General features: G+C 54.4%; 20 protein-coding genes, 3 tRNA genes and 1 pseudogene. 15 read left to right on the top strand and 9 right to left on the bottom strand.

Going from position 1 to position 21,231, the window contains the following annotated elements:
* Positions 1-49 precede the first annotated feature (49 nt).
* On the bottom strand, positions 50-1,114 hold the full coding sequence (locus tag HU143_RS19330; RefSeq protein WP_000211212.1) for a GGDEF domain-containing protein: 1,065 nt from the start codon (positions 1,112-1,114) through the stop codon (positions 50-52).
* 251 nt (positions 1,115-1,365) lie between these two features.
* Between HU143_RS19330 and HU143_RS19325 the strand changes: the two genes are divergently transcribed.
* Entirely contained in the window at positions 1,366-1,602 is a 237-nt protein-coding gene (locus HU143_RS19325) for a DUF1435 domain-containing protein (protein WP_000941878.1), read from the top strand.
* A 31-nt stretch (positions 1,603-1,633) separates the two neighbouring features.
* Here the strand turns inward: HU143_RS19325 and HU143_RS19320 are convergent.
* The 4 genes from HU143_RS19320 to rsmC all read right to left on the bottom strand — a co-directional run bounded on the left by HU143_RS19320 (position 1,634) and on the right by rsmC (position 3,171).
* Positions 1,634-1,720: transfer RNA gene (locus HU143_RS19320), tRNA-Leu, on the bottom strand.
* A 31-nt stretch (positions 1,721-1,751) separates the two neighbouring features.
* Positions 1,752-1,838, bottom strand: a tRNA-Leu gene (locus tag HU143_RS19315).
* Between the two features lie 27 nt (positions 1,839-1,865).
* Positions 1,866-1,952: transfer RNA gene (locus tag HU143_RS19310), tRNA-Leu, on the bottom strand.
* A gap of 190 nt (positions 1,953-2,142) precedes the next feature.
* Positions 2,143-3,171: a 16S rRNA (guanine(1207)-N(2))-methyltransferase RsmC gene (gene rsmC, locus HU143_RS19305; RefSeq protein ID WP_023207069.1), complete on the bottom strand. Its 1,029-nt coding sequence runs from the start codon at positions 3,169-3,171 to the stop codon at positions 2,143-2,145.
* Between the two features lie 102 nt (positions 3,172-3,273).
* On the opposite strand from rsmC, the gene HU143_RS19300 reads away from it, so the two are divergent.
* The 8 genes from HU143_RS19300 (at position 3,274) to HU143_RS19265 (ending at position 9,758) form a co-directional block, all read left to right on the top strand.
* Positions 3,274-3,711, top strand: a complete 438-nt coding sequence (locus HU143_RS19300) for a DNA polymerase III subunit psi (protein ID WP_000203998.1) — start codon at positions 3,274-3,276, stop codon at positions 3,709-3,711.
* Positions 3,656-4,102, top strand: a complete 447-nt coding sequence (gene rimI / locus HU143_RS19295; RefSeq protein ID WP_051129195.1) for a ribosomal protein S18-alanine N-acetyltransferase — start codon at positions 3,656-3,658, stop codon at positions 4,100-4,102. The genes HU143_RS19300 and rimI overlap by 56 nt, the downstream gene beginning before the upstream one ends.
* A gap of 21 nt (positions 4,103-4,123) precedes the next feature.
* Positions 4,124-4,801, top strand: coding sequence for a pyrimidine 5'-nucleotidase (gene yjjG, locus HU143_RS19290; protein ID WP_000870686.1), 678 nt, complete (start codon positions 4,124-4,126; stop codon positions 4,799-4,801).
* A gap of 91 nt (positions 4,802-4,892) precedes the next feature.
* Positions 4,893-6,482 (top strand): peptide chain release factor 3, encoded by a 1,590-nt coding sequence (prfC, locus tag HU143_RS19285; RefSeq protein ID WP_000175965.1) that lies wholly within the window; start codon positions 4,893-4,895, stop codon positions 6,480-6,482.
* 401 nt (positions 6,483-6,883) lie between these two features.
* Complete coding sequence (gene osmY, locus HU143_RS19280; protein WP_023226898.1) at positions 6,884-7,501, top strand: molecular chaperone OsmY; 618 nt, start codon at positions 6,884-6,886, stop codon at positions 7,499-7,501.
* Positions 7,502-7,629: 128 nt separating this feature from the next.
* Complete coding sequence (locus HU143_RS19275) at positions 7,630-7,791, top strand: DUF1328 domain-containing protein (RefSeq protein ID WP_000490276.1); 162 nt, start codon at positions 7,630-7,632, stop codon at positions 7,789-7,791.
* A 123-nt stretch (positions 7,792-7,914) separates the two neighbouring features.
* A complete protein-coding gene (locus tag HU143_RS19270; protein ID WP_000531545.1) occupies positions 7,915-8,988 on the top strand; it encodes a patatin-like phospholipase family protein in 1,074 nt (357 codons plus the stop codon).
* On the top strand, positions 8,985-9,758 hold the full coding sequence (locus HU143_RS19265) for a metal-dependent hydrolase (RefSeq protein WP_023226897.1): 774 nt from the start codon (positions 8,985-8,987) through the stop codon (positions 9,756-9,758). The genes HU143_RS19270 and HU143_RS19265 overlap by 4 nt, the downstream gene beginning before the upstream one ends.
* Positions 9,759-9,790: 32 nt before the next feature.
* On the opposite strand, the gene HU143_RS19260 is transcribed toward HU143_RS19265, so the two are convergent.
* A complete protein-coding gene (locus HU143_RS19260; protein ID WP_001064945.1) occupies positions 9,791-10,654 on the bottom strand; it encodes a YjjW family glycine radical enzyme activase in 864 nt (287 codons plus the stop codon).
* On the bottom strand, positions 10,626-12,176 hold the full coding sequence (locus HU143_RS19255) for a YjjI family glycine radical enzyme (RefSeq protein WP_001111686.1): 1,551 nt from the start codon (positions 12,174-12,176) through the stop codon (positions 10,626-10,628). Before HU143_RS19255 ends, HU143_RS19260 begins: the two co-directional genes overlap by 29 nt.
* Positions 12,177-12,435: 259 nt before the next feature.
* Between HU143_RS19255 and deoC the strand changes: the two genes are divergently transcribed.
* The 5 genes and pseudogenes from deoC (at position 12,436) to yjjJ (ending at position 18,365) form a co-directional block, all read left to right on the top strand.
* The gene (deoC, locus tag HU143_RS19250; RefSeq protein WP_001519713.1) at positions 12,436-13,215 is read left to right on the top strand and encodes a deoxyribose-phosphate aldolase; all 780 of its coding nucleotides are present in this window, start codon (positions 12,436-12,438) and stop codon (positions 13,213-13,215) included.
* A gap of 123 nt (positions 13,216-13,338) precedes the next feature.
* Complete coding sequence (deoA, locus tag HU143_RS19245) at positions 13,339-14,661, top strand: thymidine phosphorylase (protein WP_000477840.1); 1,323 nt, start codon at positions 13,339-13,341, stop codon at positions 14,659-14,661.
* Between the two features lie 51 nt (positions 14,662-14,712).
* Entirely contained in the window at positions 14,713-15,936 is a 1,224-nt protein-coding gene (deoB, locus tag HU143_RS19240; RefSeq protein ID WP_000816454.1) for a phosphopentomutase, read from the top strand.
* Positions 15,937-16,145: 209 nt separating this feature from the next.
* Positions 16,146-16,865: a purine-nucleoside phosphorylase gene (gene deoD, locus HU143_RS19235; protein ID WP_000224865.1), complete on the top strand. Its 720-nt coding sequence runs from the start codon at positions 16,146-16,148 to the stop codon at positions 16,863-16,865.
* Between the two features lie 178 nt (positions 16,866-17,043).
* A pseudogene (gene yjjJ, locus HU143_RS19230) lies at positions 17,044-18,365 on the top strand (type II toxin-antitoxin system HipA family toxin YjjJ).
* A 4-nt stretch (positions 18,366-18,369) separates the two neighbouring features.
* Here the strand turns inward: yjjJ and lplA are convergent.
* Positions 18,370-19,386, bottom strand: coding sequence for a lipoate--protein ligase LplA (gene lplA, locus HU143_RS19225; RefSeq protein WP_023226895.1), 1,017 nt, complete (start codon positions 19,384-19,386; stop codon positions 18,370-18,372).
* A 33-nt stretch (positions 19,387-19,419) separates the two neighbouring features.
* Positions 19,420-20,064 carry a YtjB family periplasmic protein gene (locus tag HU143_RS19220; RefSeq protein WP_000090067.1) on the bottom strand — a complete coding sequence of 215 codons (645 nt, stop codon included), beginning with the start codon at positions 20,062-20,064 and terminating at the stop codon, positions 19,420-19,422.
* Positions 20,065-20,180: 116 nt separating this feature from the next.
* Between HU143_RS19220 and serB the strand changes: the two genes are divergently transcribed.
* Positions 20,181-21,149 carry a phosphoserine phosphatase gene (serB, locus tag HU143_RS19215; protein WP_001132983.1) on the top strand — a complete coding sequence of 323 codons (969 nt, stop codon included), beginning with the start codon at positions 20,181-20,183 and terminating at the stop codon, positions 21,147-21,149.
* Positions 21,150-21,231: the final 82 nt, after the last annotated feature.

Genomic DNA, 21,231 nt, shown 5'->3' with positions numbered 1-21,231 from the left:
GCGGTTTATGGTTAACGCTGTTGGCGTAGCACGATTACGCCAACAGGATTCATAGGGCGCGCATGTCGTCGCTGACCAGAATGTGGTTACGTCCAAGATGCTTGGCTTCGTAGAGCGCTTTATCCGCTTTTTCGATAGCGTCTCCGATATTGCGATCCGTCAGGGGCGCAATGCCGATACTGACAGTGACATTGGTGGCGACGCTTTCGTTAAACATATGCGGGATTTTAAGATCGTATACTTCCTGTCGGATACGTTCTGCGGTAGCGCGGGCTTGCTGTGGTTCGGCGGTGGTCAGCAACACCAGAAATTCTTCCCCGCCAAAACGGCAGACGACATCGCGCGATCGCACGGCGTCCCGAATTGCCGCTGAGACGCGGATTAACGCCTGATCGCCCATCATATGACCGTAGTGATCGTTATACGCTTTGAAATGATCGATATCCAGTAGCAGAACGTAGTGTTCATGGCTGCCCGGCGCCTGTAACGTATCCAGCCGATTTTGCAGGCCACGGCGGTTATATAAGCCGGTTAATGGATCAAGCATACTCAGGCCATTGAGGGTTTCCCGCTCGGACAGCAGCTTAAACATGAGCTGTTGGGCAAAATTATCGTAGCGTTTCTGGATAACATGTTGAATAGCGATTCCCACCATTGGCAGGGCCAGCAAATAGAGAATTCGCAAACCTTGTTCATTACCGTTCAGCCACAGGCAGACCGCGACTGGCGGTAGCGAATAGAGCGTAAACGCGACGATATTCGCGGCAAAGGCTATCGAGCCGATAAACAGAACGCTAAGCAGGGAAATCAGTAAAAAAGAGAAATCATAATGGCCTAACGCCGGATACTTTAGCGCAATATGCGCCGCCCATATTCCCCCAAAGAGTAGGGAGATAAAGGGGAGATTAATTCTTTTTTGTCCATATTTCCCATGCCATATCAACAGTAATACGCTCAGGACAACTATCCCGATCATTGGCGTGCAAAATACATTGATCTGATAAAGGGGGAAAACGAGAGTAAATAGCGCCGACACGGCGTTGAGAAACAAGAAAAGACGTAAAGAAAACTGATACTTCTTAATACGAAGCGACCGCCAGGATGGTGTTGTCATGGGTAATTGTCGTTATTTATCGGTGATATACACGGAATCGGGCGCCAACATGAAAATAACGTATGAGAAAAGGTCGCCTAAAGCGAGGTGTTGTTGTTTTTACGTTAACAGTCGGACAATTTATCACCTTACTGAATACGTGTCATCAACCGTTAAGTAAAACTCATCTCTTTTAGCTTTCTCCCTGGCTGACAAATGAGAAAACATATCATATGATATTGGTTATCATTATCAATTCCAGAGGTGAAACCATGTTGCAGCGGACGTTAGGCAGCGGATGGGGCGTGTTATTGCCTGGAGTGATTATTGTTGGACTGGCGTTTATCGGCCTGTCAGCTTATGCGCTGAAGCTGTTGATTGTATCAGGATTGCTACTGTCTGCGCTGATGTTGTATCACAAACAATTACGGCATTTTGTACTGCTGCCATCGTGTATAGCGCTTATTGGCGGCATGATGTTGGCAATGATGAACTGGAATCAGGGATGAAAATGAAGAGACAAAGGAAGGATAAGATAATTGGTGCGAGGGGGGGGACTTGAACCCCCACGTCCGTAAGGACACTAACACCTGAAGCTAGCGCGTCTACCAATTCCGCCACCTTCGCACAGTTATCTTACTTTTTGATATCGCCTCGTTGGTGCGAGGGGGGGGACTTGAACCCCCACGTCCGTAAGAACACTAACACCTGAAGCTAGCGCGTCTACCAATTCCGCCACCTTCGCCCAGTGCGAGCAATATCAACGTGGTTTTGGTGCGAGGGGGGGGACTTGAACCCCCACGTCCGTAAGGACACTAACACCTGAAGCTAGCGCGTCTACCAATTCCGCCACCTTCGCATACCATCGATTCTTGAAAAGAATCACTACCACGGAGGCGCATTCTAGTGGTTTTCAGCTATTCGTCAATAGTTAATTGCATGGGATAGATTGATTGCTGCAAAAATGGACGCGAGACGTAGGTTGGATAAGACGCTTTGCGTCGCCATCCGGCACATGCAACCAGATGGCGCTGCGCTTATCAGGCCAACTATTTCTTCGCCTGACGGGTCATCACGGTACGATAAACCTTAAAGCGCCCGGTTTGAGCGATGACTTCATGGAAGCCAAAAGTCTCATCCAGAATCTTAGGATAGGGCAGAAAGGCGTTCGCCACGATGCGTAACTCTCCGCCGCTGTTCAGATGGCGCACTGCGCCGCGAATGAGCGTTTGCGCCGCATCGAGGCTGGTTTGCATTCCGTCGTGGAACGGCGGGTTGGAGATGATCATGTCAAAACGTCCTTTGACTTCCGAAAAGACGTTGCTGGCGAATACCTCGCCTTCAAGACCATTAGCGGCAAGCGTGGCGCGGCTGGCTTCCACCGCCGGAGCGCTGACGTCACACAGCGTCAGGCGCACTTTCGGCGAATGGCTGGCCAGCGCGGCGGAAAGCACGCCAGCGCCGCAGCCGACATCCAGCACTTTACCTTTGGTGTGCGGCGTCAGCGTAGACAGCAGCAGTTGGCTACCAACATCCAGTCCGTCGCGGCTGAATACGCCCGGCAACGTTTTGATGGTCAGCCCGTCGATGTTGTACTCGGCCCACCAGGATTCGAGACTAAACTGCGGCTGCTTTTCCAGACGACCATGGTAAAGGCCGCAACGTCGCGCGCTATCTACTTTGTTCAGCGGCGCATAGTCCGCCAGCATCGGTTCGGCGCTACGCACGCCGCTACGGTTTTCTCCCACGACGAAAACATCGACGCCCACCGGCATCAGCGACAAAATATTCATCAACTGGAACTGCGCTTCGGGTTTATTTTTCGGCCAGTAGTAGATCAGCGTATCGCAGTCAGCGACATCGCTGGCTTGCGCGACCAGGCTAAAACGGACGTTATCGCCCATCTGGCGGCTTAACGCCTGCCAGTGGTGAAACTGTTGCGTATGCGCGCGGCTGGCGGCGCATTCAAAGCGCGCGGGCAGGTCATCCTGCAAATCTCCGGCAAAAAGAATACGGCTTTGTTCGAAATCATCACTGTGGCGCAGCAAGACTTCACTTGCCGGGGTAAAAGCAGACATGGAATGCTCCTTAATTCAGACTGGCGGCGATTATAGTAGTTTGATGGCGGAGATTCGACAGATTTGCTATATTTGCGCCCCTGATTACAGGAGCGTTTCGCTATGACATCCCGACGAGACTGGCAGTTACAGCAACTGGGTATTACGCAGTGGGCGCTGCGACGTCCTGGCGCGCTACAGGGCGAGATTGCGATTTCCCTTCCCGCGCACGTTCGTCTGATCGTGGTTGCAGAGGAATTACCCGCGCTGAACGAGCCGCTAATGCGCGATATCTTACGCGCGTTGACCGTGAGTCCCGATCAGGTTTTACCGCTGACGCCTGAGCGCGTCGCCATGCTGCCGCAGGGCAGCCGTTGTAATAGCTGGCGGTTAGGAACTGACGCGCCGCTCCAACTCGAAGGCGCTCAGGTCACGACGCCGGCGTTTAATGAACTCCGGGCAAACCCGGCGGCACGCGCCGCACTATGGCAACAAATCTGCGAACATGAACACGATTTCTATCCTCAGCACGACCGATCTCCTCGCAGCCTGGCAGATTGAGCAACGCGCTCATGCGTTTCCGTGGAGCGAAAAAACGTTTTTCGGCAACCAGGGCGAACGGTATCTCAACCTTAAGCTGACCGCTGATGACAGAATGGCCGCGTTTGCCATTACACAGGTGGTGCTGGACGAAGCGACGCTGTTCAATATCGCCGTCGATCCGGATTTTCAGCGTCGGGGGCTGGGGCGTATGCTGCTTGAGCATCTGATTGATGAACTGGAAAAACGCGGTGTTGTAACGTTATGGCTGGAGGTACGCGCCTCTAACGCTGCCGCCATCGCGCTGTATGAAAGTCTGGGGTTTAACGAGGCGACGATTCGCCGCAATTACTATCCCACGGCACAAGGGCATGAGGACGCCATCATCATGGCGTTACCGATAAGCATGTAATAAAAGAGGCAAGGTGTAATGATGAAGTGGGACTGGATTTTCTTTGATGCCGATGAAACGCTGTTTACGTTTGATTCTTTCACCGGCTTACAGCGGATGTTCCTTGACTATAGCGTCACCTTTACCGCTGAGGATTTCCAGGATTACCAGGCCGTGAATAAGCCGCTATGGGTGGATTATCAGAACGGCGCGATTACCTCATTACAATTGCAGCACGCGCGCTTTCAAAGTTGGGCTGAACGGCTAAACGTTGCGCCGGGACTGCTGAATGACGCTTTTATTAGTGCGATGGCGGAGATCTGTTCTCCTTTGCCGGGCGCCGTTTCGCTACTTAATGCGATTCGCGGGCAGGCTAAAATCGGTATTATTACTAATGGTTTTACCGCGCTACAACAAACTCGTCTGGAGCGCACCGGGCTGCGCGAGTATTTCGATCTGCTGGTGATTTCCGAGCAGGTTGGCGTCGCGAAGCCCGATCCGAAAATCTTTAACTACGCCCTGGAGCAGGCGGGGAATCCTGACCGCTCGCGCGTATTAATGGTTGGCGATACCGCGGAGTCCGATATTCTTGGCGGCATTAACGCCGGACTGTCGACCTGCTGGCTTAACGCGCATCATCGCGAGCAGCCCGCGGGTATTCATCCAACCTGGACTGTGGCGTCATTAAGCGAACTGGAGCAGCTCCTGTGTAAACACTGATTGCCTCCCCCAGGTTGATGGGTAAAATAGCCGCATTTTTCGTATTCAACATGCGTGGTCAAACGCCGCGCTTACTCAAGAAGATTTGACTATGACGTTGTCTCCTTATTTGCAAGAGGTGGCCAAACGCCGCACTTTTGCCATTATTTCTCACCCGGACGCCGGTAAAACCACCATTACCGAAAAAGTGTTGCTGTTCGGACAGGCGATTCAGACCGCCGGTACGGTAAAAGGCCGTGGCTCCAGCCAACATGCAAAATCTGACTGGATGGAGATGGAAAAACAGCGTGGTATCTCCATCACCACCTCGGTGATGCAGTTCCCGTATCACGACTGTCTGGTGAACCTGCTGGACACCCCGGGGCACGAAGACTTCTCCGAAGATACCTACCGTACTCTGACGGCGGTGGACTGTTGTCTGATGGTGATCGACGCCGCGAAAGGCGTTGAGGACAGGACCCGTAAGCTGATGGAAGTTACCCGTCTGCGCGATACGCCGATCCTGACCTTTATGAACAAACTCGACCGTGACATCCGCGACCCGATGGAGCTGCTGGATGAAGTCGAGAACGAGCTGAAAATCGGCTGCGCGCCGATCACCTGGCCGATTGGCTGCGGCAAGCTGTTTAAGGGCGTTTATCACCTTTATAAAGATGAAACTTATCTGTATCAGACCGGTAAGGGCCACACCATTCAGGAAGTGCGCATCGTTAAAGGGCTGAATAACCCGGATCTGGACGCTGCCGTCGGTGAAGATCTGGCGCAGCAGCTGCGCGACGAGCTGGAACTGGTGCAGGGCGCGTCTAACGAGTTTGATGAAGAGCTGTTCCTGGCAGGGGAAATTACCCCGGTATTTTTCGGTACCGCGCTGGGTAACTTTGGCGTTGACCATATGCTGGATGGTTTAGTGGCGTGGGCGCCCGCGCCGATGCCGCGTCAAACCGATACCCGCACAGTGGAAGCCTCGGAAGAGAAGTTCACCGGTTTTGTCTTTAAAATTCAGGCCAATATGGACCCGAAACACCGCGACCGCGTGGCGTTTATGCGCGTGGTTTCCGGTAAGTATGAGAAGGGCATGAAGCTACGCCAGGTCCGTACCGGCAAAGATGTGGTGATTTCCGACGCGTTAACTTTTATGGCGGGCGACCGTTCGCACGTTGAAGAAGCGTACCCGGGCGATATTTTGGGTCTGCATAACCACGGCACCATTCAGATCGGCGATACCTTCACCCAGGGCGAGATGATGAAGTTTACCGGTATCCCGAACTTTGCGCCGGAACTGTTCCGTCGTATTCGCCTGAAAGATCCGCTCAAGCAGAAGCAGCTACTGAAAGGGCTGGTGCAGCTTTCTGAAGAGGGGGCGGTGCAGGTATTCCGTCCCATCTCCAACAACGATCTGATTGTCGGCGCCGTGGGCGTTTTGCAGTTTGACGTTGTTGTCGCGCGCCTGAAAAGCGAATACAACGTTGAGGCGATTTATGAATCCGTCAACGTGGCGACGGCGCGCTGGGTGGAAAGCGCCGATGCGAAGAAATTCGAAGAGTTCAAGCGTAAGAATGAAACGCAACTGGCGCTGGATGGCGGCGACAACCTCACCTACATCGCCCCAACAATGGTTAACCTGAACCTGACCCAGGAACGTTACCCTGACGTTCAGTTCCGTAAAACGCGCGAACACTGATCCCTTTCCGGGCGCGGCATCCGCCGCGCCTTCGTACTTTCCCTGCCTTTTTAACCGCTTACGGAATGTTCTTAAATCCCGCGTTTTTTCTCCGATCTGCCTGTTTTTTATACGCACCGACAAGCGATTTTAAAATTGTGATCTATATTTAACAAAGTGATGACATAAATGTCGGCTTTAATGCCTGTTCAATGCGTGAATATGAGAGCTTAAAGCTGAGATTTGTTTCAGTCACGATATTAATAACTGAAACGGAAGGGTGGCAGGCGACGCGTCGTTACAAATTCACGAATGTGATGCCAGTCATTGACTTCAGAAACCGGTGAGTTTCACCGCATTCAGCAATGCAACCTCGTGTTGCCTGAGCTCAAATTACGAGCAAACTATACAGGACAAAATCGATGACTATGACAAGACTGAAGATTTCTAAAACTCTGCTGGCCGTAATGTTGACCTCTGCTGTTGCGACAGGTTCTGCCTTTGCAGAAAACGCAACAACGGACAAGGCGCAAAGCGGAACCGAAACCGCAGGGCAAAAAGTCGATAGCTCTATGAATAAAGTCGGTAACTTCATGGATGACAGCGCCATCACTGCGAAAGTAAAAGCTGCGCTGGTAGACCATGACAATATTAAAAGCACCGATATTTCTGTCGAAACCAATCAGAAAGTCGTCACCCTGAGCGGCTTTGTAGAAAGCCAGGCGCAGGCTGAAGCCGCCGTGAAAGTGGCGAAAGGCGTAGAAGGCGTGACCTCCGTTAGCGACAAACTTCACGTTCGCGACAATAAAGAAGGTTCCGTGAAAGGCTATGCCGGCGATACGGCCACGACCAGTGAAGTCAAAGCCAAGTTGCTGGCGGACGATCTCGTCCCTTCCCGTAAAGTGAAAGTAGAAACGACCGATGGCGTCGTACAGCTCTCCGGTACTGTTGAAACTCAGGAACAAAGCAACCGCGCTGAAAGCATCGCGAAAGCCGTTGATGGCGTAAAAAGTGTTAAAAACGATCTGAAAGTTCAGTAATTAGTCGTAATTCGTCCTCCCGACGTTTGTCGGGAGGCGTAATGTGCACCACACTAAAAATATCGCGAATGAGTAGCCTGAGCGCTCATATTTAGCGGTCGACATTAACTATGGTAAAGGAGAGGCTTATGTTTCGTTGGGGCATTATATTTCTGGTTATCGCGTTAATTGCCGCCGCATTGGGTTTTGGTGGACTGGCTGGTACGGCTGCCGGCGCGGCGAAAATCGTCTTCGTCGTCGGGATCGTGCTCTTCCTGGTCAGCCTGTTCATGGGCCGTAAACGACCCTAGCAGGCATCTGTAAAGATATATTGCTATCAAGCCAGTCCAGCGGACTGGCTTTTACGGTTTTAGCCGTTAACGTTTTGCGTTACCTTGTCAGCCTGGAAAAAAATGAAAAACAGGAAGGCAGAGGTGGGCCAGCGAATACCGGTTACGCTCGGCAATATTGCGCCGTTATCATTAACACCGTTCCGGCCAGGCCGTATGGCGCTGGTCTGTGAGGGCGGGGGGCAGCGGGGTATCTTTACCGCAGGCGTGCTGGATGAGTTTATGCGTGCGCAGTTTAATCCTTTCCATCTCTACTTCGGCACATCAGCCGGTGCGCAAAATCTCTCGGCGTATCTCTGCAACCAGCCCGGCTACGGGCGCAAAGTCATTATGCGCTATACCACCAGGCGCGAATTTTTTGATCCGCTGCGATTTGTACGCGGAGGAAACCTTATCGACCTCGACTGGCTGGTGGAATCCACCGCCGCCCGGATGCCGCTGCAGATGGATACCGCAGCGCGCCTGTTCGACAGCGGAAAATCCTTTTATATGTGCGCTTGCCGGGGGGATGATTACACGCCGGGCTATTTCTCGCCGACAAAACAAAACTGGCTTGATATCATTCGCGCCTCCAGCGCCATACCGGGTTTCTACCGTACCGGCGTTACGTTAGAGGGCATCAACTATCTGGACGGTGGCATTAGCGACGCCATTCCGGTTCAGGAGGCGGCAAAGCGGGGGGCGAAAACCATTGTGGTGATCCGCACCGTACCCTCGCAAATGTATTACACGCCGCAGTGGTTTAAGCGTATGGAGCGCTGGCTGGGAGAGAGCAGTCTACAGCCGTTGGTCAACCTGGTGCAGCATCATGAAACGTCCTACAGCGCGATCCAACAATTTATTGAAAAGCCGCCGGGTAAGCTGCGGATCATTGAAATTTATCCACCGAAACCGCTGCACAGCATGGCGCTGGGCAGCCGTATCCCGGCGCTGCGTGAGGATTACAAAACCGGGCGATTATGCGGGCGTTATTTCCTTGCCACCGTTGGTAAATTGCTCGCCGCAACGCCGCCTCTCCTGCGCCATACGTCGCGGATTGCCGTGCCGGAAACGGTGGTCGTGCCTCCGGCGCCGGTGGCCAATGATACGCATGTGGCGGAGGTCATTAGCGCGCCGCAGGCAAACGACACCACCTTTACCGACGAGGATCTGGCGTGAGCTGGCGCTTTATTGATACACACTGTCATTTTGATTTCCCGCCCTTTACGGGCGATGAGCGTGCCAGTATTCAGCGTGCCTATGAGGCGGGCGTTGAAAAAATCATCGTGCCGGCGACCGAGGCGGCGCACTTTCCCCGCGTGCTGGCGCTGGCGGCGCGTTTTCCGTCGCTTTATGCTGCGCTGGGATTGCACCCCATTGTGATTGAGCGTCATGCCGATGACGATCCTGATAAGCTGCAACAGGCACTGGCGCAACAACAGAACGTTGTGGCGGTAGGCGAGATCGGTCTCGATCTTTATCGCGACGATCCGCAGTTCGCCAGGCAAGAGCGATTTTTAGACGCGCAACTGCAACTGGCAAAACGCTACGATCTGCCGGTGATCCTGCACTCGCGGCGCACGCATGACAAACTGGCGATGCGCTTAAAGCGCCAGAGTTTGCCGCGAACCGGCGTGGTGCATGGTTTTGCCGGCAGTCTGCAACAGGCCGAACGTTTTGTGCAACTGGGCTATAAAATCGGCGTCGGTGGCACCATCACCTACCCGCGCGCCAGTAAAACCCGTGATGTTATGGCGCGGTTGCCGCTGGACGCGCTGTTGCTGGAGACCGATGCGCCGGATATGCCGCTAAAAGGGTTTCAGGGGCAGCCGAATCGCCCGGAGCAGGCGGCGCGCGTATTTGATGCGCTCTGCGAATTACGCCCGGAGCCCGCAGAGGTGATAGCCGATGCGCTGTATCGCAATACCATTGCCTTGTTTCGGCTCTGATGGCATCGCAGCCGCCGTCCGGCAGGCGACGCTTACAAATATAGCGCCGGCAAAATCAGCTTCGCCACCCCACGCGCGCGCAATCCGTCAGCCAGCCGTTCCACCTCTTGCGGCGTCGCGCCTGGCCAGGCTTTCGCTTCGCCATAGACGCCATGCGCATGAAAGGCATTCAGACGCACCGGAACCTCGCCCAGCGAAGTAATAAACGCCGCCAGTGAATCGATATGCGCCGCATAGTCCACCTGACCCGGGATAACCAGCAACCGCAGCTCCGCCAGTTTTCCCCGCGCAGCAAGAAAGCGGATACTGTGCTTAATATGCGTGTTATCACGTCCGGTCAGACGGTGATGACACTCGCTCTTCCAGGCTTTCAGATCGAGCATTACGCCGTCGCAAACCGGCAGTAGTTTTTGCCAGCCGGTCTCGCTTAACTGACCATTACTGTCCACCAGGCAGGTCAGCCGTTGTAACTGCGGATCGGCTTTGATCGCTGTAAATAGCGCCACAATAAACGGTAATTGCGTGGTCGCCTCTCCGCCGCTGACGGTAATACCTTCAATAAACAGCGATGCTTTACGAATATGACGCAGCACATCGTCAACGCTCATGGTCTGCGCCATTGGCGTTGCCTGCTGTGGGCACATTTTCAGGCAGGTATCGCACTGCTCGCAGACGTCCGACCGCCATACCACTTTCCCGCCATCAACGCTGAGGGCGTGGTGCGGGCACTGCGATACGCATTCCCCGCAGTCGTTACAGCGTCCCATCGTCCACGGGTTATGGCAATTCTTGCAGCGCAAATTGCAGCCCTGTAAGAATAATGCCAGGCGGCTGCCTGGCCCATCGACGCAGGAAAACGCAATGATCTTACTGACTAAAGCGCATCTGTTGTTCATGGCTGACTACGCGTGGCTGTCGTTCCAGGATGCGGGTATTACGTGCGGCTTCTTCTCCCAGCCAGGTGGTGTTCGTGCGCGAGCCTTCGGCGCGAAATTTCGCCAGATCCGACAGGCGCACCATATAACCGGTGACGCGCACCAGATCGTTGCCGCTGACATTGGCGGTAAATTCCCGCATCCCGGCTTTGAACGCGCCAAGACAAAGCTGAACCAGCGCCTGCGGATTGCGCTTGATGGTTTCGTCCAGCGTCAGAATGTCGCTGATCCCGGCATGATAAAAGGCATGGTGCGGCGCGACGGTTTGCAAATGGGTGATAGGGTCCGGTTCATCGCCATACGGCAGACGCGCGCCCGGCGTAGTGCCGATATCGGAACTGATGCCAGACTGGGCATGGAGCAGCGCCCGTTGCTTCCAGCCATACTTCACTGGCGTATTTTCGACGAAATCCGCCAGTTGGGCGCTGATACGGTAGCCCAGCTCGTTCGCCGTTTCATTTTTGCCATAACGGGCGTTCAGGCCCGCGTTTTCGCACAGCAGGTTCACGGCTTCCGCCAGCCCGTACATACCGAACATCGGCGCAAAACGTTCGGGATCGATCAAACCTTCCTGTACAAGAAAGCTATTCTCAAAGAAATGTGACTTTTCATAGAGGAATTCACATCGTGAATTAATGATGGCGATCTGCTGTCGGCAGTAGTGCGGTAGCGTGCGTGAAAAGAAGTCATCGACAGACGTACTGCGTTCTGCCACGGCTTTCAGGTTGAGACGTACCAGCGTACTGCCGCCGCCGCCAAGCGGTAGCGAGTTATAACAACTGACGATGCCATAATGGCCTTTTGTGAAAATTTTATCATTTACAGGGCCGTTGGAAATGTGTGGCTTACTGCATTCGCAAATGTTTTTGGCGACCTCCAGCAGCAGATCGTCCGGCGTAATTTCCGCATCGTAGATAAACGTCAGGTTAGGCGCCACCTGCTTTAGCTCGGCATCGGCGCGCAAAATCGCTCGTGTGACAGGCGTATCGGCAGGGCCAATATTGGCATGCATAAAGGCGTCTGGCAGCGTTCTGTCGAGATAACGCCAGAAACGTTTTATTCGAATATCGATCGCATCTTGTGTTAGAATTCTAACATACGGTTGCAGCAACGCATCAAGCTGGCCGAGATAAACCGGCATGGACGTCACGGAAGGAACGTGATGATACAGAATGGTGAGTAGGGATAACGCATCATCCAGATCTTTCGCGCCTTCCAGTTCCAGCCACTGTGAACCGTTAGCCAGAAATCGGGCGTAATCGGGCAACACGTAGCGCGGTTTGAAGGGGGCGTGCCCCTCAAACATATCGCAAATGACGCCTTCATCCAGCGCCTGGCGGGCATCTTCCGGCAGGGTGGGATAAGGCAGGGCGTTTTCAGCTTCCAGCGCCAGAAAATGGCGTTTTTGTTCAGGCGTGAGCACCGGGCTGGTCACAATTTGCTGGCAACGCTGCTGGAGCGCAGTTTCGCATGAGGCAGGCATCTTCGTTTCCTCTTTATGCCGGGACGATGCGCTATTGTAGAAAACGGCGGCAAACCGACTTTGATCCTGATGCGCTTATCGCTCGAAGAACAGGCGGTGACGGCGGGATAATTTGATTCAGATCTCATTACAGTAATGCAAATTTGTACGTAGTTTTCATTAACTGTGATGTATATCGAAGTGTAAACGCGAGTGAATGTTAGAATATTAACAGACTCGCAAGGTGAAAGTTTATACGGCAATGCCGTTGGAGAATGTCATGACTGATTTAAAAGCAAGCAGCCTGCGTGCGCTCAAACTGATGGATCTGACCACTCTGAACGATGACGACACCAATGAAAAAGTGATCGCGTTGTGTCATCAGGCAAAAACCCCGGTCGGGAATACGGCGGCGATTTGTATTTACCCGCGTTTTATCCCGATTGCGCGTAAAACTCTGAAAGAACAAGGTACGCCGGACATCCGCATTGCAACGGTGACTAACTTCCCGCATGGCAATGATGACATCGATATTGCGCTGGCGGAAACCCGTGCGGCGATCGCCTACGGCGCTGACGAAGTGGACGTGGTATTCCCGTACCGCGCGTTGATCGCCGGTAACGAGCAGGTGGGTTTTGACCTGGTAAAAGCCTGTAAAGACGCTTGTGCCGCAGCGAACGTATTGCTGAAAGTGATTATCGAAACCGGCGAGCTGAAAGAAGAGGCGCTGATTCGTAAAGCCTCTGAAATCTCCATTAAAGCCGGTGCGGATTTCATCAAAACCTCTACCGGTAAAGTGCCGGTAAACGCTACGCCGGAAAGCGCGCGCATCATGATGGAAGTGATCCGCGACATGGGCGTTTCCAAAACCGTTGGCTTCAAACCGGCGGGCGGCGTACGTACGGCGGAAGACGCGCAGAAATTCCTCGCGATTGCAGACGAACTGTTTGGCGCTGACTGGGCAGATTCTCGTCACTACCGCTTTGGCGCATCCAGCCTGCTGGCAAGCCTGCTGAAAGCGCTGGGTCACGGCGACGGTAAGAGCGCCAGCAGCTACTAAGCTCTGATTTGCCGGATGGCGCTGCGCTTATCCGGCCTACAAATCCAGGCCTGTAGGCCGGATAAGGCGTTAGCCGCCATCCGGCGATGTAAGCCTTCTACTCTTTTCCCTCAGGAGGGTACCGTGTTTCTCGCACAAGAAATTATTCGTAAAAAGCGTGATGGTCATGCGTTGAGTGACGAAGAAATTCGTTTCTTTATCAATGGTATTCGTGACAATACTATCTCTGAAGGGCAGATTGCCGCCCTGGCGATGACCATCTTCTTCCACGATATGACCATGCCGGAGCGTGTTTCGCTGACCATGGCGATGCGGGATTCCGGTACTGTCCTTGACTGGAAAAGCCTGAATCTCAATGGCCCGATTGTCGATAAGCATTCGACCGGCGGCGTAGGGGACGTGACGTCTCTGATGTTGGGGCCAATGGTAGCGGCCTGCGGCGGTTATGTGCCGATGATCTCCGGTCGCGGCCTCGGACATACCGGCGGTACGCTCGACAAACTGGAAGCGATCCCGGGCTTCGATATCTTCCCGGACGACAACCGTTTCCGCGAAATCATTCAAGACGTGGGTGTGGCGATTATTGGGCAAACCAGCTCGCTTGCACCGGCGGACAAACGTTTTTACGCCACCCGCGATATTACCGCGACGGTGGACTCTATTCCGCTGATCACCGGTTCCATCCTCGCCAAGAAACTGGCCGAAGGGCTGGATGCGCTGGTAATGGACGTAAAAGTCGGCAGCGGCGCGTTTATGCCGACTTATGAGCTTTCTGAAGCCCTTGCTGAAGCGATTGTCGGCGTGGCAAACGGCGCGGGAGTTCGCACTACGGCGTTGTTAACCGATATGAACCAGGTGCTGGCTTCGAGCGCCGGTAACGCGGTGGAAGTGCGTGAAGCCGTGCAGTTCCTGACCGGTGAATACCGCAATCCGCGCTTGTTTGACGTCACTATGGCGCTATGCGTGGAGATGCTGATCTCCGGCCAGCTGGCGAAAGACGACGCCGAAGCGCGTGCGAAATTACAGGCGGTGCTGGATAACGGTAAAGCGGCAGAAGTCTTTGGTCGTATGGTGGCCGCGCAGAAAGGGCCAAGCGATTTCGTTGAGAACTACGATAAATACTTGCCGACCGCCATGTTGAGCAAAGCGGTATATGCTGATACCGAAGGGTTTATCAGCGCAATGGATACGCGTGCGCTGGGGATGGCGGTCGTCTCGATGGGCGGCGGCCGTCGTCAGGCGTCAGATACCATTGATTACAGCGTTGGCTTTACCGACATGGCCCGTCTGGGCGACAGCATCGACGGGCAGCGCCCGCTGGCGGTGATTCATGCCAAAGACGAAACCAGTTGGCAGGAAGCGGCGAAGGCCGTCAAAGCGGCAATTATCCTTGACGATAAAGCGCCAGCAAGCACACCTTCGGTCTATCGTCGAATTACTGAATAGTTGTATACTGATCTGATCAATTATTTTTGAAGCACTAAGTACGGAGAAGATATGAAACGTGCATTTATTATGGTGCTGGACTCATTCGGCATCGGCGCTACTGAAGACGCGGATCGTTTTGGCGACGTAGGTTCCGACACTCTGGGCCACATCGCAGAAGCTTGCGCCAAAGGCGAAGCTGACAATGGCCGTAAAGGCCCGTTGAATCTGCCTAACCTGACTCGTCTGGGGCTGGTGAAAGCGCATGAAGGCTCTACCGGTAAAATTGCCGCCGGCATGGACGGCAACGCGGACGTTATTGGCGCATACGCATGGGCGCACGAACTGTCCTCCGGCAAAGATACGCCGTCCGGCCACTGGGAAATCGCCGGCGTGCCGGTACTGTTCGACTGGGGCTATTTCAGCGATCACGAAAACAGCTTCCCGCAGGAACTGCTGGATAAGCTGGTGAAACGCGCCAACCTGCCGGGCTATCTCGGTAACTGCCACTCTTCCGGTACGGTCATTCTGGACCAGCTCGGCGAAGAGCACATGAAAACCGGCAAGCCGATTTTTTACACCTCCGCTGATTCCGTGTTCCAGATTGCCTGCCACGAAGAGACCTTTGGCCTGGATAAACTCTACGAGCTGTGCGAAATCGCCCGTGAAGAGCTGACCGAAGGCGGCTACAACATTGGCCGCGTGATCGCGCGTCCGTTTATCGGCGACAAGGCCGGTAACTTCCAGCGTACCGGCAACCGTCACGACCTGGCCGTAGAACCGCCAGCGCCGACCGTGCTGCAGAAACTGGTCGATGAAAAACAGGGCCACGTGGTGTCCGTCGGTAAGATTGCCGACATCTACGCCAACTGCGGCATCACTAAGAAAGTGAAAGCGACCGGTCTGGACGCGCTGTTCGACGCGACCCTCAAAGAGATGAAAGAAGCGGGCGATAAAACCATCGTTTTCACTAACTTCGTCGACTTCGACTCTTCCTGGGGCCACCGTCGCGACATCGCGGGCTACGCCGCAGGTCTGGAGCTGTTTGACCGCCGTCTGCCGGAGCTGATGGAGCTGGTGGGTGAAGATGACATTCTGATCCTGACCGCTGACCACGGCTGTGACCCGAGCTGGACCGGTACTGACCATACCCGTGAGCACATTCCGGTGCTGATCTACGGTCCGAAAGTCAAACCGGGCTCTTTAGGTCACCGTGAAACCTTTGCGGATATCGGCCAGACGCTGGCGACCTACTTTGGTACATCGCCGATGGACTACGGTAAAAACATGCTGTGATACCCGTTGTCTTTCGTGCTGTAGATGCGTTGACTTCATTCGCTCACCCCGGTCACATAGTTTATCTATGCTCCCAGGGATTCACGAATTCGTCGCCTTCCTACAACGCGAAATCCTTAGGGTATTTCACTGTTTTTACAGACGTTTTGTAGGCCTGATAAGGCGTAGCCGCCATCAGGCAATAACAACAAATTTAAAGGGAACTGAAGATGGCAACTCCACATATTAATGCAGAAATGGGTGATTTCGCTGACGTCGTATTGATGCCGGGCGACCCGCTGCGTGCGAAACACATTGCTGAGACTTTCCTCGAAGATGTCCGCGAAGTGAACAACGTTCGCGGCATGTTAGGTTTCACCGGGACTTACAAAGGCCGTAAGATCTCCGTGATGGGCCACGGTATGGGTATCCCATCCTGCTCCATCTACACCAAAGAGCTGATCACCGATTTCGGCGTGAAGAAAATCATTCGCGTCGGCTCCTGCGGCGCTGTGCGCATGGACGTCAAACTGCGCGACGTGGTGATCGGTATGGGCGCCTGCACTGACTCCAAAGTGAACCGTATCCGTTTTAAAGATCATGACTTCGCGGCTATCGCTGACTTCGACATGGTGCGTAACGCGGTTGACGCGGCAAAAGCGCTGGGCGTAGACGCGCGCGTGGGCAACCTGTTCTCCGCAGACCTGTTCTATTCTCCGGACGGCGAAATGTTCGACGTGATGGAAAAATACGGCGTACTGGGCGTGGAGATGGAAGCGGCGGGCATCTACGGCGTTGCGGCTGAGTTTGGCGCGAAAGCGCTGACTATCTGCACCGTGTCCGACCACATCCGTACCCACGAGCAGACCACTGCCGCTGAACGTCAGACGACCTTCAACGACATGATCAAAATCGCGCTGGAATCCGTACTGCTGGGCGACCAGGAGTAAGCAGCAAATCGACCCGGACGAGGTGCGTCAAGGCCTGGTCCGGGTAATGCCAGCGTTATATCCACTCTCTTCTGATAATCTATTCATCTTTCCTCTCGCTCTTTCTTTGTTTGTATTGACAATCAAAGGGCTGTGTCCTTAAATCAATTCAAGTATCTATTCATTAATCTATTCATCTATGAGCGCATTAACCGATTTGCTCTTACAGGGGCCGAGTTCCGCCGCTGAATTAAGATCATCGCTGGCCGTTAGTCAGGCGACGTTCTCTCGTCTGGTTTCCGCGCATCAGGACGTCATCCAGTTTGGTAAAGCTCGTGCTACGCGCTTGTTCGGCCTGTTCGCGGCGTTGCGGCCTTTCCCCTCTGGCAGGTCAATGCACAAGGACAGGCCGCTAAGTTTGGCGTTCTTTATCCGTGTTGGCCTCAGGGGAGTTGCCTGGTTGCGCTTGATACAGGTGAATGGCAATGGTTTGACAGCCTGCCATGGTATCTGACCGATCTTAGGCCACAGGGATTCCTTGGGCGAGCTTGGGGAAGGGCCGTGGCTGGGTATGCGCATCTGCCTGATGACATCCGGTTGTGGCAAGAGGATGAAGTCCTGTATGCGCTGCGGGCGTATCAGGGTGAAAATGCGGGCGGCTGGATCGTGGGTGAGGAGAATTACCAGCGTTGGGTGACCGCGCCGGATGCGACGGCGATTACGCAGTCCGAAAAACTCAATCGCTATCAGCAGCTGGTGGAAGACGCGCTCGCAGGTGAGGTCATTGGCTCTTCAGCTGGTGGTGAGCAGCCTAAATTTGCCTGTTTTGCAGAAACAAGATGGGGCAATCAGAACGTACTGGTGAAATTCAGTGCGCGTGAAAGGAACGCCGTTTCTGAACGCTGGAGCGACCTCTTGATTGCCGAGTCCATCGCATTAGCCGTGCTTTCTGCCGCCAGCATCAACGCCAGCTTAGCCACGGCTATTTGCAGCGAGGGAGGACAGGTCTTTCTGGAAAGCATTCGCTTCGACTGCACCGGGATACGTGGTCGTCGGCAAATTGTTTCCCTGGAGGCGTTGCAAGGCGAGTATGCATCTTCGCCAGGCATCTGGCCGGTGGTCACGCATCGGCTTGCCGGGCAGGGCATTATAGATGCTGTTGCCCATCAGCAAATTGAGAAAATTTGGGCGTTTGGTCGGCTTATCGCCAACAGCGATATGCATGCGGGTAACCTCTCGTTTTATTACTCCGATGCCCCGATGGCGCTCGCGCCTGTCTATGATATGTTGCCGATGGCTTACGCTCCGGCGGCATCGGGCATGTTGCGCTACGCGCCTGTCGACATTCGTGTGGAGGCCACAATCGATAAGAAAGCGTGGGAATTTGCCTTGCCGTTGGCCGAGCGCTTTTGGGTGCTGGTCGCTGATGATAAACGCATCAGCGCGGGCTTTCAGGAGATTGCCCGCGCGATGGTGGGAAAATTGAAGTTAGCCGCGCAGACCATCGGGCGGCTGGCGTAGACGCTTAGCGTACAGCTTGAGCCATCCACGCAGCCAGTTCCCGCAGCTCACCTTTCTGAGCCGGGAATTCAGCAATTAAAGATTCGCAGGCCTGTTGCAGCACATCCGCGCGGTACAAACACCCTTGCAGCCGCTCGGCCAGCGCTTCCAGCGGTGCCGGGTTCAGGCTATCGGTAAACACCTGTGCGCGGGTAATCACACCTTTCTCGACGTCAAAATGCAACTCGACGCCGCCCCAGGTGAAACGTTCGTCCAGCAGATGGCTGAACGCCGGTGCCTGGCCGAAATTCCACTCCCAACTGCTCTGGCGCGCAAAGGTTTCGGCAAAATTCGGCAGATCCGGCGTTTTATCCGGTGAAATCACTTCCGCGTCGACGCGTTCGCCGTAATGGGCGAAAAAGGCTTCAGTGACCGCCTGGCAGACCTGTTCATGTGTGATACCCGGTATTAGCTCGGTAAGATTGGTCACGCGGGAGCGAACGGAGGTAATCCCTTTCGCCGCAAGTTTCTTTTTATCGGGATTCAGATAGTTCGCCAGGCGGCTGAGGTCGGCGTTCAACAGCAGCGTACCGTGATGGAAACCGCGATCTTTGGTTTCGCGATAGGCTGAACCGGAGACTTTGCGATCGCCGTCCGGCATTTTTACGACCAGATCGTTGCGTCCCGAAGCATCGGCCATGACCCCCAGCGAATTCAGCGCCGCGAGCACAATATGGGTGGAGATGGTTTTATCGTATTCCGGTTTACCGGCCATAAAGGTAAAGCAGGTATTACCGAGGTCATGGAATACCGCGCCGCCGCCGCTGCTACGGCGGGCCAGACGGACATTATCTTCTTCCATACGCCGCGTATTACACTCTTTCCACGGGTTTTGCGCGCGTCCAATGACCACCGTATCCGCGTTGCGCCACAGGAACAGCACGCGCTGGGTGGCGGGCATCTGGCGGAAAATGCACTCCTCGACCGCCAGGTTAAACCAGGGATCGTAAGAGTCAGAAATAAGCAGGCGTAATGTTGTCATAGTGGTTTTCCTTACCTTTATTAAGCCGTCATTTTACTCTTTTTCCTCACGTTCTTCCTCTTCCGGAACAGGCTTGCTGGCCGTTAGCAGGAAGGGCGACTGCTGCCAGCGGGTGCGTTTACCTTGTAGCAAGGTGCGCGTCAGCACCACGCCTATCGCCAGCGAGAGTAGCAGCATCAGACGTAGAATGTTGGTGGTGTTATCGACCTGCTTTGCTTCGGTGGCCAGCGTGTGGGTATCCAGCGTCAGACGCAGGTAGCCCAATGGGCCGTTTTTCCCCTGGATAGGCTCGACAATTTGTTGGTTAAAATAGCTGCCCGCTTTTTTGCCATCCAGCGCCAGCCTGTCGCGCACGTTGACGCTTTCACCAGCGCGAGTAATAAGATCGCCCTGTTCATCATAGACGCCGGCATCCAGAATTCGGCTCTCTTGCGTGAGCTGACGCAGCACGGCGTTGATGCGATTTTCATCCGGTGTTTCGCTGCGCATCAGCGGGGCGATGTTGAGCGTCACCTGGCGCGCCAGCGTGCGGGCCAGCTCTTCCAACTGCGGATTGCGCTGTCGCTGGTGGTTTTGACTAAACCAGGACGCGCCCTGCATGAGCGCGACGAGCAGTGTGAGACAGAACAATACAATGACTGCACGATGCAGCCGAAATTTCAGTTTTGCGCGAGCCATATTCCACCTGCTGAAAATTTGAGGCTTAATGTTGCCAGAAGCGATGGTTACAAGGTAGCCTCATGCGTTATTTTCCGCGGGGCGGTTACCGGCCTGAACGATTTACAGGAGCTTTAATGCCTAACATTACCTGGTGCGATCTGCCTGAAGATGTCTCTTTATGGCCTGGTTTGCCTCTTTCTTTAAGCGGCGACGAGGTGATGCCTCTGGATTACCATGCAGGCCGCAGCGGTTGGCTGTTGTATGGGCGCGGGCTGGATAAGCAGCGTTTAACTCAATATCAGACCAAACTGGGCGCCGCAATGGTGATTGTCGCCGCCTGGTGCGTGGAGGATTATCAGGTCATTCGTCTGGCGGGGTCGCTGACGCCGCGTGCGACGCGGCTGGCGCATGAGGCGCAGCTGGATGTCGCGCCGCTGGGTAAAATTCCGCATCTGCGCACACCGGGGCTGCTGGTCATGGATATGGATTCCACGGCGATCCAGATTGAGTGTATCGATGAAATCGCGAAGCTGGCCGGTACCGGTGAGAAGGTGGCTGAAGTGACGGAGCGCGCGATGCGCGGCGAGCTTGATTTTACCGCCAGCCTGCGCAGCCGCGTGGCGACGCTGAAAGGCGCGGATGCCGATATTTTGCGCCAGGTGCGCGGGAATCTGCCGCTAATGCCAGGATTAACGCAGTTGGTGCTAAAACTGGAAGCGCTTGGCTGGAAAATCGCTATCGCCTCCGGCGGCTTCACTTTCTTCGCCGACTATCTGCGTGACCAGCTACGTCTGACGGCGGCAGTCGCCAATGAGCTGGAGATCATGGACGGTAAATTTACCGGCCACGTTATCGGCGATATTGTGGATGCTGAGTATAAAGCCAATACCTTGCTTCGTCTGGCGCAAGAGCATGACATCCCGCTGGCGCAGACGGTGGCGATTGGCGATGGTGCTAACGATCTGCCCATGATCAAAGCGGCAGGGTTAGGTATTGCCTTCCATGCCAAGCCAAAAGTAAACGAAAAGACGGAGATTACGATCCGCCACGCTGACCTGATGGGCGTGTTTTGCATTCTCTCCGGCAGCATGAACCAGAAATGATTAACCTGCCCAATGGCAAGGCGACCGTAGGCCGGATAAGCGCCAGCGCCATCCGGCAACAGCGTTAACGAAAGAGGTAAAA

The sequence above is a fragment of the Salmonella sp. SJTUF14076 genome, from assembly GCF_015534835.1.
Classification (GTDB): domain Bacteria; phylum Pseudomonadota; class Gammaproteobacteria; order Enterobacterales; family Enterobacteriaceae; genus Salmonella; species Salmonella enterica.
This window is presented reverse-complemented; position numbering and strand designations above follow the sequence as displayed.

Bases quoted from the DNA above. Each gene is read 5' to 3' on its own strand.
- HU143_RS19325 (WP_000941878.1), top strand. From the start codon at position 1,366: ATGTTGCAGCGGACGTTAGGCAGCGGATGGGGCGTGTTATTGCCTGGA.
- deoB (WP_000816454.1), top strand. From the start codon at position 14,713: ATGAAACGTGCATTTATTATGGTGCTGGACTCATTCGGCATCGGCGCT.
- prfC (WP_000175965.1), top strand. From the start codon at position 4,893: ATGACGTTGTCTCCTTATTTGCAAGAGGTGGCCAAACGCCGCACTTTT.
- rsmC (WP_023207069.1), bottom strand. From the start codon at position 3,171: ATGTCTGCTTTTACCCCGGCAAGTGAAGTCTTGCTGCGCCACAGTGAT.
- rimI (WP_051129195.1), top strand. From the start codon at position 3,656: ATGAACACGATTTCTATCCTCAGCACGACCGATCTCCTCGCAGCCTGG.
- HU143_RS19330 (WP_000211212.1), bottom strand. From the start codon at position 1,114: ATGACAACACCATCCTGGCGGTCGCTTCGTATTAAGAAGTATCAGTTT.
- lplA (WP_023226895.1), bottom strand. From the start codon at position 19,386: ATGACAACATTACGCCTGCTTATTTCTGACTCTTACGATCCCTGGTTT.
- HU143_RS19300 (WP_000203998.1), top strand. From the start codon at position 3,274: ATGACATCCCGACGAGACTGGCAGTTACAGCAACTGGGTATTACGCAG.
- HU143_RS19255 (WP_001111686.1), bottom strand. From the start codon at position 12,176: ATGCCTGCCTCATGCGAAACTGCGCTCCAGCAGCGTTGCCAGCAAATT.
- yjjG (WP_000870686.1), top strand. From the start codon at position 4,124: ATGAAGTGGGACTGGATTTTCTTTGATGCCGATGAAACGCTGTTTACG.
- HU143_RS19260 (WP_001064945.1), bottom strand. From the start codon at position 10,654: ATGAACAACAGATGCGCTTTAGTCAGTAAGATCATTGCGTTTTCCTGC.
- serB (WP_001132983.1), top strand. From the start codon at position 20,181: ATGCCTAACATTACCTGGTGCGATCTGCCTGAAGATGTCTCTTTATGG.
- HU143_RS19275 (WP_000490276.1), top strand. From the start codon at position 7,630: ATGTTTCGTTGGGGCATTATATTTCTGGTTATCGCGTTAATTGCCGCC.
- HU143_RS19220 (WP_000090067.1), bottom strand. From the start codon at position 20,064: ATGGCTCGCGCAAAACTGAAATTTCGGCTGCATCGTGCAGTCATTGTA.
- osmY (WP_023226898.1), top strand. From the start codon at position 6,884: ATGACTATGACAAGACTGAAGATTTCTAAAACTCTGCTGGCCGTAATG.
- deoD (WP_000224865.1), top strand. From the start codon at position 16,146: ATGGCAACTCCACATATTAATGCAGAAATGGGTGATTTCGCTGACGTC.
- deoC (WP_001519713.1), top strand. From the start codon at position 12,436: ATGACTGATTTAAAAGCAAGCAGCCTGCGTGCGCTCAAACTGATGGAT.